15 protein-coding genes are annotated in these 13,447 nt (G+C 66.6%); 13 read left to right on the forward strand and 2 right to left on the reverse strand.

Annotation, left to right across the window (positions count from 1 at the left end):
* The first annotated feature begins 49 nt into the window (after positions 1-49).
* Positions 50-469 (forward strand): polymorphic toxin type 30 domain-containing protein, encoded by a 420-nt coding sequence (locus tag D3877_RS29615; protein ID WP_338014632.1) that lies wholly within the window; start codon positions 50-52, stop codon positions 467-469.
* Positions 470-495: 26 nt separating this feature from the next.
* Here D3877_RS29615 and D3877_RS24970 read toward each other — a convergent pair whose 3' ends face one another.
* On the reverse strand, positions 496-1,191 hold the full coding sequence (locus D3877_RS24970) for a TetR/AcrR family transcriptional regulator (RefSeq protein ID WP_119833491.1): 696 nt from the start codon (positions 1,189-1,191) through the stop codon (positions 496-498).
* Positions 1,192-1,447: 256 nt separating this feature from the next.
* Here D3877_RS24970 and D3877_RS24975 point away from each other — a divergent pair, with 256 nt between their 5' ends.
* The 12 genes from D3877_RS24975 (at position 1,448) to D3877_RS25030 (ending at position 11,820) form a co-directional block, all read left to right on the forward strand.
* On the forward strand, positions 1,448-1,702 hold the full coding sequence (locus D3877_RS24975; protein WP_119833492.1) for a type II toxin-antitoxin system Phd/YefM family antitoxin: 255 nt from the start codon (positions 1,448-1,450) through the stop codon (positions 1,700-1,702).
* Entirely contained in the window at positions 1,699-1,965 is a 267-nt protein-coding gene (locus D3877_RS24980) for a Txe/YoeB family addiction module toxin (RefSeq protein WP_119833493.1), read from the forward strand. The genes D3877_RS24975 and D3877_RS24980 overlap by 4 nt, the downstream gene beginning before the upstream one ends.
* A 383-nt stretch (positions 1,966-2,348) precedes the next feature.
* Entirely contained in the window at positions 2,349-3,017 is a 669-nt protein-coding gene (locus D3877_RS24985; protein WP_119833494.1) for an amino acid ABC transporter permease, read from the forward strand.
* 11 nt (positions 3,018-3,028) lie between these two features.
* Positions 3,029-3,685: an amino acid ABC transporter permease gene (locus D3877_RS24990; protein WP_119833495.1), complete on the forward strand. Its 657-nt coding sequence runs from the start codon at positions 3,029-3,031 to the stop codon at positions 3,683-3,685.
* Between the two features lie 46 nt (positions 3,686-3,731).
* Positions 3,732-4,580, forward strand: a complete 849-nt coding sequence (locus tag D3877_RS24995) for a transporter substrate-binding domain-containing protein (RefSeq protein WP_119833496.1) — start codon at positions 3,732-3,734, stop codon at positions 4,578-4,580.
* A 94-nt stretch (positions 4,581-4,674) separates the two neighbouring features.
* Positions 4,675-5,451, forward strand: coding sequence for an amino acid ABC transporter ATP-binding protein (locus D3877_RS25000; protein ID WP_119833497.1), 777 nt, complete (start codon positions 4,675-4,677; stop codon positions 5,449-5,451).
* An 81-nt stretch (positions 5,452-5,532) separates the two neighbouring features.
* The gene (aroQ, locus tag D3877_RS25005) at positions 5,533-5,988 is read left to right on the forward strand and encodes a type II 3-dehydroquinate dehydratase (RefSeq protein WP_119833498.1); all 456 of its coding nucleotides are present in this window, start codon (positions 5,533-5,535) and stop codon (positions 5,986-5,988) included.
* Positions 5,989-6,038: 50 nt separating this feature from the next.
* Positions 6,039-7,961, forward strand: coding sequence for a bifunctional sugar phosphate isomerase/epimerase/4-hydroxyphenylpyruvate dioxygenase family protein (locus D3877_RS25010; protein WP_119833499.1), 1,923 nt, complete (start codon positions 6,039-6,041; stop codon positions 7,959-7,961).
* A 34-nt stretch (positions 7,962-7,995) separates the two neighbouring features.
* On the forward strand, positions 7,996-8,901 hold the full coding sequence (locus D3877_RS25015) for a shikimate dehydrogenase (protein WP_119833500.1): 906 nt from the start codon (positions 7,996-7,998) through the stop codon (positions 8,899-8,901).
* Between the two features lie 92 nt (positions 8,902-8,993).
* Positions 8,994-9,644 carry a LysE family translocator gene (locus tag D3877_RS25020; RefSeq protein WP_119833501.1) on the forward strand — a complete coding sequence of 217 codons (651 nt, stop codon included), beginning with the start codon at positions 8,994-8,996 and terminating at the stop codon, positions 9,642-9,644.
* 107 nt (positions 9,645-9,751) lie between these two features.
* A complete protein-coding gene (locus D3877_RS25025) occupies positions 9,752-10,387 on the forward strand; it encodes an RraA family protein (protein WP_119833502.1) in 636 nt (211 codons plus the stop codon).
* A gap of 89 nt (positions 10,388-10,476) precedes the next feature.
* Positions 10,477-11,820, forward strand: coding sequence for an MFS transporter (locus D3877_RS25030; RefSeq protein ID WP_119833503.1), 1,344 nt, complete (start codon positions 10,477-10,479; stop codon positions 11,818-11,820).
* 34 nt (positions 11,821-11,854) lie between these two features.
* Here the strand turns inward: D3877_RS25030 and chrA are convergent, their stop codons facing one another.
* Positions 11,855-13,255: a chromate efflux transporter gene (gene chrA / locus D3877_RS25035; RefSeq protein WP_199720953.1), complete on the reverse strand. Its 1,401-nt coding sequence runs from the start codon at positions 13,253-13,255 to the stop codon at positions 11,855-11,857.
* Positions 13,256-13,447: the final 192 nt, after the last annotated feature.

A 13,447-nucleotide genomic window follows, 5' to 3' on the forward strand; every position in this document is an offset into this window, starting at 1 on the left:
CGCCGCGCGGGGGACGATTCAGCGCGTGGAGGTCGGGGGCTTGGCCGATATGTTTGGCCTGAACGATTGGCTCCCCACAGGCGGCGCCCGAGACCACACCCGCGCTGAGTTTGAGGCTCTTCGCGGGGCGGGCGGGCGGATTGACTGGGCGCAATTGTCCGCCCTCATTCCAGCAAATTGCACCAACCTGTTTCAGTTTGAGCCACGCACCCAACGCGGGTTTAAATTTGAATGGAGCGACCCAACCGCAGGAAACTGGCACGTTCACGGCCATGAACCGGACGCAGGCGCGGCGGCCGGACATGCCGGAGCCGCCGGATGGGTCGTCCGCATCAGCCACAATGGCGATTGGCTGCTGTCGACAACCTACGACATGGTGGTGCCCGGAACGGGAACTGTGCCGACAGACTGGTCACGATCACGCAGCGCGAACGTGGCGCGGTTGAGCCATATTCCGTTCACGCCCTGATTGAAACCAGCCACAATCCAGGGTGGCTACGATGCGCCTTTTGTTTTGAGGGGTTCCGCGCCGCTTCCCTCCGATTTCAGCAGGCTGATGATCGCGTCGCCAATCATCCCTTTGTGGCGGGCGCGGGTGTCGGGGGCGGCCAGATCCTGATGGAAAATCAGAGTGAAGGTGTGGCGGTTCGACACCCGAAAAAAGCAGAAGGCGCTGATCATCAGATGCAGATCCGTCGGTGAGATCGCGTTCCGGAACAGTCCAGCGGCCCGGCCCGCGTCCAGGATCTTGCGGATCGTGTCGATAACCGTGACGTTCAGATTGCCGATGACGGTGGAAGCCTTCATGTGTTCGGCCCGGTGGATGTTTTCGATGCTCACCAGCCGGATGAAATCCTCGTGCTGCTCCTGATAGTCGAAGGTGAAGTCGATCAGGGTGCGGATCGCCGTTTCCGGCTCCAAATCTTCCAGGTTCAGCGTGTTTTCGATGCTGCGGATGTCGCTGTAGGCCTTTTCCAGAACGGCCAGATACAGCCCTTCCTTGCTGCCGAAATAATAATAGATCATCCGCTTGGTCGTGCGCGTCCGCTCGGCGATGGCGTCCACCCGCCCGCCGCTGAAGCCCAGATTGGCGAACTCCTCCCGCGCGACGTCCAGGATGTTTTGCTTGGTCGCTTCCGGGTTGTTCTTGCGCCCGGGCTTTGGGGGCGTCGTCGGGTCGTCAGCGGTCATGCCATCATCCGTGCGCGGTCGGCGCCAAGCGCCCCGATGCTGGTGTCATGAACCAATTGGACCAAAATGTCAAATATTATACATATCAATGACTTATGTTGGTTCTCTCGCTTTTCTCCGCCTCGCCTCCGGCCATTGACTCCGGCCTTATCCAAAGGCACAGTGCAAGGTGTACAGAAATTTGTACGTGATCGGTCTACAGCTTCAGATCGCCGTCCCAACGACGCTGGCCTGAACAACCAGACAGGAATCCGCCATGGCCCATGTCAGCTACACCGAACTCCGCCAGAATCTCGCCGGATTGATGGACGAGGTGTGCGACAGCCGCGCGCCTCTGGTCGTCACCCGCCAAGGCGGTCGGTCGGTGGTCATGATGTCCCTGGAAGAGTTTGAGGGCATGGAGGAAACCCTTCATCTCCTCCACAGCCCGGCCAACGCCGCCCGCCTGCTTGCCTCGATCCAACAGGCCGAAGAGGGACGCCTTGTCGAGCGCGACCTCGTCGAGGAATGAAAACGGCCTTCACGGACATCGGCTGGAACGATTACCAGCATTGGATTGACGCGGATCGCGACATGCTGCGCCGGATCAATGACCTGATTCGCGACGTCAAGCGAACCCCCTTCAAAGGGATCGGCAAGCCCGAACCGCTGAAACACAGCCTGAAGGGCTGGTGGTCCCGCCGCATCACCGGGGAACACCGCCTTGTCTACACGGTCATGGGGGAGGGCGACAGCCAAACCCTGGTGATCGCAGCCTGCCGGTTCCATTACTGACCAACCGTCGCCGAGGCCGCGTCGCTTTTCGGCCCGTCCTTGACGGTCGCGCCGATCCTTGCCCCTGCGCGCCATATCCCGTGCGCGCGCCTGCCCCCATCTCCGGGCGATAGCCGCCCATACACTCAATCAGTGTAAGGACAATCAAGAATCAGATTGTTCGTGGCAGAAATCAGTTGCGCCAAAATGTACGAACCAGTACGTTCTTTATCGAGGCCGCGCGGCGGGCTGCTGATCCTTCAGACGGCGGCGGTCGTCCCCGACAGGGTTCACGGGCCTCGACCGGCTTATTCTGATCCGTCGCCCGGCGTGGCGACGCAAAAGCGGCGGCCAAGCCGCGATCCACGCACCGCCGACCATGATCCGCAGGGGAGGACGCGCCTTTGGGCTACACACTTGACTTCACCGTCGTGCTCGACGCGCTGCCATCCCTGCTGTGGGGCTGTTTGGGCACCATCGGCTTGGCGCTGTCCGGGATGACGCTGGCGCTGGCGGTCGGGGTGGGCGGAGTCGTCGCGCGCGGCTCGTCGCGCCGCTGGCTGCGCTCAATCGTCATCGCCTTTGTCGAGCTGGTGCGCAACACGCCCTTTCTGGTGCAGATCTTCTTCCTGTTCTTCGCCCTGCCCAACGTCGGGCTGACGCTGAACCCGACGGTCACGGCGATCATCGCCCTTGGCCTGAACGGCGGCGCCTACGCCATCGAGATCATCCGGGGCGGGGTGCAGAGCATCGACAAGGGGCAGATCGAAGCCGGTTTGGCGCTGGGCCTGCACAAGGGGCAGGTGTTCCGCATGATCGTGCTGAAACCGGCCCTGCGCGCCATTTACCCATCGCTGACCGGCCAGTTCATCATGCTGACCCTGACGTCGAGCATCTGTTCGGCCATCTCGGCCTATGAATTGACCTCGGTGGCGCAGCGGATCGAGTCCGAAACCTTCCGCAGTTTCGAGGTCTATTTCACCATCACGCTGATGTATCTGGCGATTTCCTGGCTGCTGATGACCGGCTTCTCGGTCTTCTCCCGCCGCTACTTCGACTATCCGACCCGATAGGAGCGGCTGACATGGGAACCACATTCGGTCTGGGCGAGCTGGGCTTTCTGATCCAGGGCCTGAAATGGACGGTGCTGCTGGCGGCCATCGCCTTCGTCGGCGGCGGAATCGGCGGGCTGGGGGTGGCGCTGGCGCGGACCTCCACCTCGCGCGCCTTGCGGCGGATCACCGGCGGCTACATCGCCGTGTTTCAAGGCACGCCGCTGCTGATGCAACTGTTCGTCATCTATTACGGGCTGGGGTTGATCGGGTTGACGCTGCCCGCCTGGGTCGCCGTCGCCATCGCCTTCACGCTGCACGCCAGCGCCTTCCTCGGCGAGATCTGGCGCGGTTCCATCGAGGCGCTGCCCAAGGGCCAGTTCGAGGCGGCGAAGGCGCTGGGGCTGCATTACGTCCCCCGGATGCGCGACGTCATCCTGCCGCAAGCGCTGCGCATCGCCCTGCCCGCCACCATCGGTTTTCTGGTCCAGCTCATCAAGGGAACCTCGCTGGCCGCCATCGTCGGCTTCATCGAGTTGGCCCGCGCCGGTCAGATCGTGTCGAACCAGACCTATGAGCCGCTGCTCGTCTTCTCCGTCGTCGGCGCGATCTATTTCGCCCTGTGCTGGCCGCTGTCGCTCTACGGCATGCGCGTCGAAAGCCGGATCGCCCGCGCTGCCGCCCGTTGATCGTTCCAAGCCCACCCGCAACGCAAAAAACAGAGGAAGCGCCACCATGACCGACACGCCGATTTTCCGCCCGACCCGCCGCAGCGTTCTGGGGGCCGGCCTCGCCGCGCTGGCCGCCCCGGCGCTGCTGACCCTGCCGCGCGACGCCGCCGCCCAAACCGTGTCCGACATCAAGAGCAAGGGCAAGCTGGTCGTCGGCATCCAGGGCGACAACGCGCCGTGGGGCTTCCTGAACTCCCAAGGCGTGCAGGAGGGCTTTGACGCCGACGTCGCCAAGCTGTTCGGCAAGCAGTTGGGGGTTCCGGTGGAATTCATGGCGACGGCGGTGGCCAACCGCATTCCGGCGCTGGTGACGGGGCGGGTGGACATTCTGTTCGCCACCATGGGCATGTACCCCGACCGCGCCAAGGCGATCCAATTCTCCAAGCCCTACGCCGCCAACGACATCATTCTGGTGGCGGCCAAGGGAACGGCCATCGCCACCCCCGCCGACATGAAGAATTTCACCATCGGCGTCGCCCGGTCGAGCGCGCAGGACACCGCCGTGACCAAGGTCGCCCCGGAAGGCACGACGATCCGCCGGTTCGACGACGACGCGGCGACCATCCAGGCGCTGCTGTCGGGTCAGGTCCAGGCGGTGGGGGCCAACCAGTTCTACCCGCTGCGCCTCAACAAATCCCAGCCCGGCGCCTATGAGCGGAAGCTCGATTTCGTCCGCCAATACAACGGGGCCGGAACCCGTCTGGGCCAAAAGGAATGGAATGAGGCGGTCAACGCCTTCATCGACACGATCAAGGCCAACGGCGAACTGGCCAAGATCTACCAGACCTGGATGGGCTTCACCCCGCCGGAATTCCCGACCACGCTGGAGGGCGTCCCCTTCACCGTCGGCTGACCGCCGCCCCTGCGCCGCCGTTCCTTGTTCAACGGCGGCGCAGGGGTTCCTGCCCCACCCCGCCACCCTCTTCCCGTGCGAGGACATCCGCGCCATGCCGTCAACCGCCGCCGCCGCGTCGCCTTCGGGTGACGATCCTCTCATCGTGATGGAGGACGTGAACAAATGGTACGGGGCCTATCACGCCCTGCGCGACGTCAACCTGTCGGTTCGCCGGGGGGAAAAGATCGTGCTGTGCGGCCCCTCCGGGTCGGGCAAAAGCACGCTGATCCGCTGCGTCAACCATCTGGAAACCATCAAGACCGGGCGGATCATCGTGGACGGCGTGCGGCTGGACGACAGCACGCGCAGCGTCGACGCGGTGCGCAGCGAGGTCGGGATGGTGTTCCAGAACTTCAACCTGTTCCCGCACATGACGGTGCTGCAAAACTGCACGCTGGCCCCGATGCGGGTGCGCGGCGTCACGGCGGCGGCGGCGGAGGCCACGGCCAAACGCTATCTGGAGCGGGTGCGCATCGCCGAACACGCCCACAAATACCCGGCCCAACTGTCGGGCGGCCAGCAGCAGCGCGTCGCCATCGCCCGCGCGCTCTGCATGGAACCCAAAGTGATGCTGTTCGACGAGCCGACCTCCGCCCTTGATCCCGAAATGGTGAAGGAGGTGCTGGACACCATGGTCGGTCTGGCCCGCGACGGCATGACGATGGTGTGCGTCACCCACGAAATGGGCTTCGCCCGGCAGGTCGCCGACCGCGTGATCTTCATGGCCGAAGGCCAGATTTTGGAAGAGGCCGAACCGGAGAGCTTCTTCCGCGCGCCCAAACACCCGCGCGCCCGCAGCTTCCTGGGCGAAATCCTCGCCCATCACTGACCGGACGGGCGCGATCCGCGCCGCGTTTCCCCCCTCCGTTCCGCGCGTCCCGTCACCGATCCAGCCCCGGCAGGAGATCGCATGAGCCGTCTTGTCTATATCTTGAACGGGCCGAACCTGAATCTGCTGGGCAAGCGCCAGCCCGAGATTTACGGCCACGTCACCTTGGCCGACGTGGAGGCCGAATGCCGCGCGCTGGCGGGCGAGTTGGACCTCGCCATCCGCTTCCACCAGAGCAACCGCGAGTATGAGCTGATCGACTGGATTCACGAGGCGCGGAACGACGCGGGCGGGATCGTCATCAACCCGGCGGCCTTCACCCACACCTCCGTCGCGATCCTCGACGCGCTGAACGCTTTCGACGCCCCGGTGATCGAAATCCACATCTCCAACGTCCACAAGCGCGAGCCGTTCCGCCACCACTCCTTCGTCTCGGCGCGGGCCGATGGGGTGATCGCCGGGTTCGGCACGCAGGGTTACGGGCTGGCGCTGCGGCGCGTCGCCCGCTTGATCGACGAGCAGGCCGGGCGGGCCTGACCACCTCTCCCCGCCCCCTTTCCGCCGCCCACAGCGTCAGGAGCCGTCCGATGCCCACCCCCGCCTTTGCGAAATCCATCGCCACCGTCTCGCTGAGCGGCACCCTGCCGGAAAAGCTGGAGGCGGCCGCCACCATCGGATTCGATGGGGTGGAGATTTTTGAAAGCGATCTGCTGACCTTCGACGGCTCCCCCGCCGACGTGCGGCGCATCGCCGAGGGGCTGGGGCTGGCCATCACCCTGTTCCAACCCTTCCGCGATTTCGAGGCGATGCCCGACCCGATCCGCGCCCGCAACCTCGACCGCGCCGAACGCAAATTCGACGTGATGGAGGCGCTGGGAACCGATCTGGTGCTGGTCTGCTCCAACGTGCAGCCGCACGCCATCGACGACCCGGCCCGCGCCGCCGCCGATCTGGCCGAGATGGCCGACCGCGCCCAGCGCCGGGGCCTGCGCGTGGGGTACGAGGCGCTGGCCTGGGGCCGCCACGTCAAGCGCTGGCGGCAGGCCTGGGACATCGTCCAGCGCGCCGACCACCCGGCGTTGGGGTTGATCGTCGACAGCTTCCACACGCTGGCGCTCGACGACGAGTTTTCCGGCATCGCCGCATTGCCGGGGGAGAAGATCTTTTTCGTGCAGTTGGCCGACGCGCCGAAGCTGTCGATGGACGTGCTGTCCTGGAGCCGCCATTTCCGCAACTTCCCCGGCCAGGGCCAGTTGCCGGTGACGCCCTTTTTGAAAGCGGTGCTGGATTCGGGCTACAGCGGCCCGCTGTCGTTGGAGATCTTCAACGACGAGTTCCGCGCCGCCCCCGCCCGGCTGACCGCGCTGGACGGTCTGCGCTCCCTGATTCACGCGGAGGCGGAGGCCGGATACGGCCCCGGCCTGCCCGAACCGCCGGTCTGCGACGGGGTGGAGTTTCTGGAATTCGCCGTGGACGACGCGGCGCGCGCGTCGCTGGCGGCGCTGCTCGTCCAATTGGGCTTCCGCCACGCCGGTCATCACCGCTCCAAGGCGGTCGATCTCTACCGCCGGGGCGGGGTCAATCTGGTGCTGAACAGCGAGGAGGATTCGGCGGCGTCGGAGCATTTCCAGATGCACGGCCCCTCGGTCTGCGCCATGGCCTTTCGCGTGGACGACGCGCAACGGGCGATGGCCCGCGCCGAAGCGCTGAAATGCCTGTCCTGGCGCGAGCGCGTCGGCGCGGGCGAACGCCGCATCCCGGCGCTGCGCGCGCCCGACGGCACGCTGATCTATCTGGTCAACGACGATCCCGCCGGGGACGATCCCGCCGGGCGCAGCATTTGGCAGGACGACTTCCACATGTTGCCGGGCGATGAGACGGACAACGGCGCCTCCGGCGCGCTGACCGGCATCGACCATGTGGCCCAGGCGCTGCCCTTCGGGCGGCTCGACAGCTTCGTGCTGTTTTACCGCGCCGTCTTCGGTTTCCTGCCGGACAGCCTGTGGGAGTTGCCCGATCCCTACGGGTTGATCCGCAGCCGGGCGCTGGTCAGCCCCGGCGCGACGGCGGGGCGCGGGGTGCGGCTGCCGCTGAACATTTCGGAAAGCCGCCGCACGGCGACCGGGCGTTTCGTCGGGGCCACCGCCGGGGCGGGGGTGCATCACATCGCCTTTTCCAGCCCCGACATCGGCCCGCTGGTCGAGGCCGGGTTGGCGGCGGGCGTGCCGTTCCTGCCGATCCCGGCCAATTACTACGACGATCTCGCGGTCAAACACCCGCTGGACGATGACGCGCTGGCGGCGCTGAAGCAGCGCGAACTGCTCTACGACCGCGACGAGGAGGGCGAGTTCCTGCACGCCTACACCGACAGTTTCAGCGACCGCTTTTTCTTCGAGGTGGTGGAGCGGCGCGGCGGCTACCGCCAGTTCGGCGCGGTCAACGCGTCCGTCCGCATGGCGGTCCAGGCCCAGCTTCGCGAAGACCGCTGGCCCGAACGCTACCTCGACTGACCCGACCATTCCGTTCCTTCGGAAAGACGCCATCATGACCAACGCACCGCACGCCATCCCGGCCCCGGCCTCCGCCCCCGCCCCCGCCCGCGCGCCCTCCATCATCGTCGGCCTGATCGGCGCGGGAATCCAAGCCTCGCGCACCCCGCCGATGCACGAGCAAGAGGCCGACGCGCTCGGCCTGCGCTACATCTACCGCCTGATCGACCTTGACCAGCTTCAGGTCGGGGTGGACGCGCTGCCGGATCTGCTGGAGGGGGCGGAGCGGTTGGGCTTCACCGGCTTGAACATCACCTACCCCTGCAAACAGGCGATCATCCCGCTGTTGGACGAGCTGTCCGACGACGCGCGGGCCATCGGCGCGGTCAACACGGTGGTGCTGTCGGGCGGGCGTCGCGTCGGCCACAACACCGATTGCTCGGGCTTCGCCGAAGGCTTCCGGCGCGGCTTGGGCGACGTGCCGCGCGCCCGCGTCGTCCAGTTGGGGGCGGGCGGCGCCGGGGCCGCCGTGGCCCACGCCGCCTTGCAATTGGGCGTCGGTCGTCTCAGCCTGTTCGACGCCGACCCGGCGCGCGCGGTCGCGCTGGCCGAGCAGCTCAACGCCCGTTTCGGCGCGGGCCGGGCCGACGCCATCGCCGAATTGGAACCGGCGATGGCCCAGGCCGACGGGCTGATCCACGCCACCCCCACCGGCATGGCGAAATTCCCCGGCCTGCCGCTGCCCGCCGAGCTGCTGCACAGCCGCCTGTGGGTCGCCGAGATCGTCTATTTCCCGCTGGAAACCGAATTGCTGCGCGAAGCCCGCGCGCGCGGCTGCCGCACGCTGGACGGCGGCGGCATGGCGGTGTTTCAAGCCAGCGACGCCTTCCGCCTGTTCACCGGGGTGGAACCGGACCCGGAGCGCATCCGCGCCCATTTCGCCGCGATGGGGGCGAACTGAGGGACGCGCCTGCTTTTTTCATCGGGTGAATAGCGCGGAGCGATCACGCGCGTCATACTGCGCCCTCAATCCTTGACGCAGGAGCCGCCACCGTGACGCTTGACCTCTGGATCCTCTACGCGCTGGCCGCCATCGGCCTGTCCCTGACGCCGGGGCCGAACGGGTTGCTGTCGCTGACCCACGGCGTGCGCTACGGCTTCAACCGCACCATCGCGACGGTGCTGGGCGGGGTCGTCGGATTCCTGGTTCTGGTCGCGGCGTCGCTGGCCGGGATGGGGGCGCTGCTGGCGGCGTCGGAAACCGCCTTCACCATCGCCAAATGGATCGGCGCGGCCTATCTCGTCTATCTCGGCGTCCGTCTGTGGCGGACCCCCGCCGCCGCCATCAACGCCGACGGGGGGGCCGACGGGGGGGCCGACGGGCAGGCCGAGAGCGGCCCGCGCAACGGTCCGATCCGCCTGTTCGCCGAAGGCTTTCTGGTCGCGGTGTCGAACCCGAAGGCGTTGATCTTCTTCGCGGCCTTCCTGCCGCAATTCATGATTCCGGGCGCGTCCTTCTGGCTGCAATTCGCCGTTCTCGGCGGCACCTTCGCCTTCACCGAATTTTGCTATGAGCTGGTGTTGGCCGGAATGGCCCAGCGCATCGCCCCCTGGCTGACCCGCCATGGGCGCGTGTTCAACCGGATCACCGGCGGCGCCTTCATCGGCATCGGCGGCGTGATGGCGGCGGCCCGCCACAACTGACCCGCCCTCACTGCGATTGCGGCGGGGGGAAAATAATCGTTTTCCGCGACGCGCCCGCCGCGTTACGCTCGCCTCTTCACCCCCCGGCGCGTCGTGAGGAGCCAGGAATGCCGACCACCCTTGTCCATCCCTGCCCGCCGCTGGCGGACCCCGCCGTCATCGACGCCTTGCGCGGCGCGGCGACGGCGATCATCAGCGACAATCTGCACCGCCTGCCGGGCGCGGGCGGCCTGCTGCCCCAGCACAAGGGCGGGGCGATGATCGGCACGGCGCTGACGATCAAGACCCGTCCGGGCGACAATCTGGCGATCCACAAGGCGTTGGATCTGGTGCAGCCGGGGCATGTGTTGGTGGTGGATGGCGGCGGCGACCTGTCGCGCGCGCTGATCGGCGAGATCATTTGCGCCATCGCGCAATCGCGCGGCGCGGCGGGCGTCGTCATCGACGGCGCGGTGCGCGACATCGCGACGATCCGCGCCGGGGATTTCCCGTGCTTCGCCCGTGGCGTCAACCATCTCGGCCCCTACAAGGACGGCCCCGGCGCGATCAACGTGCCCGTGTCCATTGGCGGGATGGTGGTTGAGCCGGGCGACATCGTCGTCGGCGACGACGACGGCGTGGTCGCCTTTCCGCCCGCCAGCGCCGCCGATCTTCTGGTCGCGGTCAAGGCGCAGGAGCGGCGCGAGGCGGAGATCCTGACCAGCATCCGCGAGGGCCGTTACGTCGGGGCTTACGCGAAGTAGGTTCAACTCCCCGCCGCCTGACGTCGGCGCCGCAAGGACAGCGCCCGCCGCGCCATACGAACGCGGGCCTTCCTTGAGGAGAGCGGGCTATGACCATCGCGGTGGAAGGGACGTCCGGAGCGCCAAAAACAAAGTTTCGCTGGGTCGTCGCCGGTCTGATTTTCATCATCTACGCCATCGCCTCGGCGGATCGGGCGAACATCGGTTTCGCCATGCCGTTCATCCGCAAAGAATTCGCCATGAGCAACGCGGAGGCGGGCGCGGTGTTGAGCCTGTTCCTCTGGGGTTATGCGTTGATGCAAATCCCATCGGGCTTCGCCGTCAGCCGATTTGGCGTCCGTCGCCTGTTCTCGGCGGCGATGATCCTCACCTCGCTGTTCACCGGGCTGGTCGGCGTCGCCGGATCGGTTCTGACGCTGAAGCTCTGCCGCTTCGCTCTGGGCCTCGCCGAGGGGCCATTGCCCATCGGCATCACGACGACGATCAACACCTGGTTTCCGCCCCGTGAAAAGGGAACCGCGAGCGGGCTGTTCCTGTCGGCGGTGAAGTTCGGCCCGGTCATCGTGCCGCCGGTCTGCGCCGTCATCGTGTCGATCTGGGGCTGGCGCGAAATCTTCTTTTTCTGCGCCCTTCCCGGCTTCGTCTTTGCCGCGCTCTGGTACGTTCTGGTGCCGGATCGCCCGTCCGACAGCCGTCATTGCTCGGCGGGCGAGATCGCGCACATCGCCGACAAAACCGCCGCCGCCGATCCGGCGACCGGCGAACAACGGGCGCCCCGCTCCTTTCCGGTGCTGGACCGTTTGATTGGCGCCCGCCGCGTCACGCCGCTGGAAACCACCCGCGACGTGTTCAAGGATTGGAACGTCTGGGGCTGCGCGCTTGGCTACAGCTTTCAGATCGGCATCTCCAACGTGCTGCTGGCCTGGATCCCGACCTATCTCCTCACCGTGAAACAGTTTTCGGTGATGGGAACCGGCTTTGTCGCCGCCGCCCCGTGGGTTGGCGCGGTGGCGGGCAACATCCTGGGCGGCTTTGTGTCGGATCGGGTGTTCAACGGGCGCCGGAAACCCGGCATGCTGTTCTCCGCCCTGGCGACCAGCGGCACGATGGTCGCGCTCATCAATTCCCCGGCGGACCCGACGGCCTATGGCCTGCTGTTGTTCGCCACCGGATTGCTGCTCAGCATCGGGTTTTCAGCCTACATGGCCTATCCGATGGCTTTGGCGACCAAACCGGCCTTTCCCGTCACCAGCGCGCTGGTGAACACCGGCGGTCAGATCGGCGGGGCCAGCGCGCCGCTTCTGGTGGGTCTGCTGCTCGACAGCTATGGATGGGATTCGGTGTTCTTGTTCATGGGGCTTGGCTCTTTGGTCAGCTTCGCGCTGGTCGCCACCATCGTCGAACCGTCGCCGGATCGGCAAGCGACCGCCTGAACGACCCGACCGCAAGGGGCTTGCTGGCCGCGCGTCACACCACGACGCGCAGCAGCAACCCGGCGAGGGCGCAGGCGGCCAAGGTCGGAATCATCCCAACCTTGAAACGGAAGACCGCCAGCAGCGCGGCGGCGGTCAGCAGCGCCGAGGCCGGATCCAGGCTGTCCAACACCGGAACGTCCAGACGGACGCCGCCGAACCGCAAGGGACGCAGCTCGCGAAACAGCGTGTGCAGGCTGAACCAGATGGCGAGGTTCAGGATCACGCCGACCACGGCGGCGGTGATCGCCGTCAACGCCGCCGACAGCGTCCGGTTGCCGCGCAGCGCCTCGACGAAGGGCGCGCCCAGAAAGATCCACAGAAAGCAGGGAACGAACGTCACCCAGGTGGTCAGCAGCCCGGCCAACGTCCCCGCCAACAGCGGCGGCAGACCGCCCGGATCGCGAAACCCCGCCATGAAGCCGACGAACTGCACCACCATGATGAGCGGCCCCGGCGTGGTTTCCGCCATGCCCAGCCCGTCCAGCATCTCGCCGGGCCGCAGCCAGCCATAATTGTCCACCGCCTGTTGCGCGACATAGGCGAGCACGGCGTAGGCGCCGCCAAACGTCACCACCGCCATTTGCGAGAAGAAGACGGCGACCCGGCTGTAGGTGTCCGCCGGGCCGAAGGCGACCAGCAACGCGGCGACCGGCAGCAGCCACAGCGCCAGACAAACGCCCGACACCCGCAGCGACCAGCCCAGATTGGGCCGCGCGTGGGCGGGGGTTTCCGATCCCAGCAAGGATTGGGAATCCTCCACCCTGTGGGCGAATGTGGCGTGACCGCCGCCGCCCTGAAAGGCCGACAGGCCAAGCCGACCGCCGACCAGGCCAATCAGACCCGCCGCCGCGATGATGAGGGGAAAGGGCGTGTCGAACAGGAAAATCCCGATGAAGGACAGGGCGGCGACGGCCATCATCGTCCGGTTCTTCAGCGCCCGCTTGCCAACCCGCGTCACCGCGTCCAGCACCACGGCCAAAACCGCCGCCTTCAGCCCGAAGAACAGCCCCTCGACCATCGGGACCTTGCCCAACAGGGCGTAGGCCCAGCTCAAGGCCATGATGGCGACCACGCCGGGCAGCACGAATAGGATCCCGGCGATCAACCCGCCCGCCGTTCGGTTGGTCAGCCAGCCGATGTAAACCGCCAATTGCTGGGCTTCCGGGCCGGGCAGCAGCATGCAGTAATTCAGGGCGTGGAGAAACCGCTCCTCGCCGATCCAGCGCTTTTCCTCGACAATGATCCGGTGCATCACGGCGATCTGTCCGGCCGGACCGCCAAAGCTGAGCGCGGCGACCCGCGCCCAGACGCGCGTCGCCTCGCCAAGGCTGACCGGCCCCCCCGGCCGCTCGGTCGCGGACAGGCCGCCCGCTTCCTTGCTGTCCGCCGTCATGCTCTCCATCCTCTTTTGATTTTTTGGTTCCCGAAGGGGGGCGGGACCATCCCGCCGTCTCCTCCCGACCGAACATACGTTCCTTCCGGTCAATGTCGTGGATGAATCTCGGCGAGCGCAATCGGAGGCGGCTTGCGGAAAGCCGTCACGCGGTCTGTGCGTCGCCCGAGCAATCGTCTACAACGCTGGCAA

The organism is Azospirillum cavernae (genome assembly GCF_003590795.1).
In the GTDB taxonomy this organism is placed as follows: domain Bacteria; phylum Pseudomonadota; class Alphaproteobacteria; order Azospirillales; family Azospirillaceae; genus Azospirillum; species Azospirillum cavernae.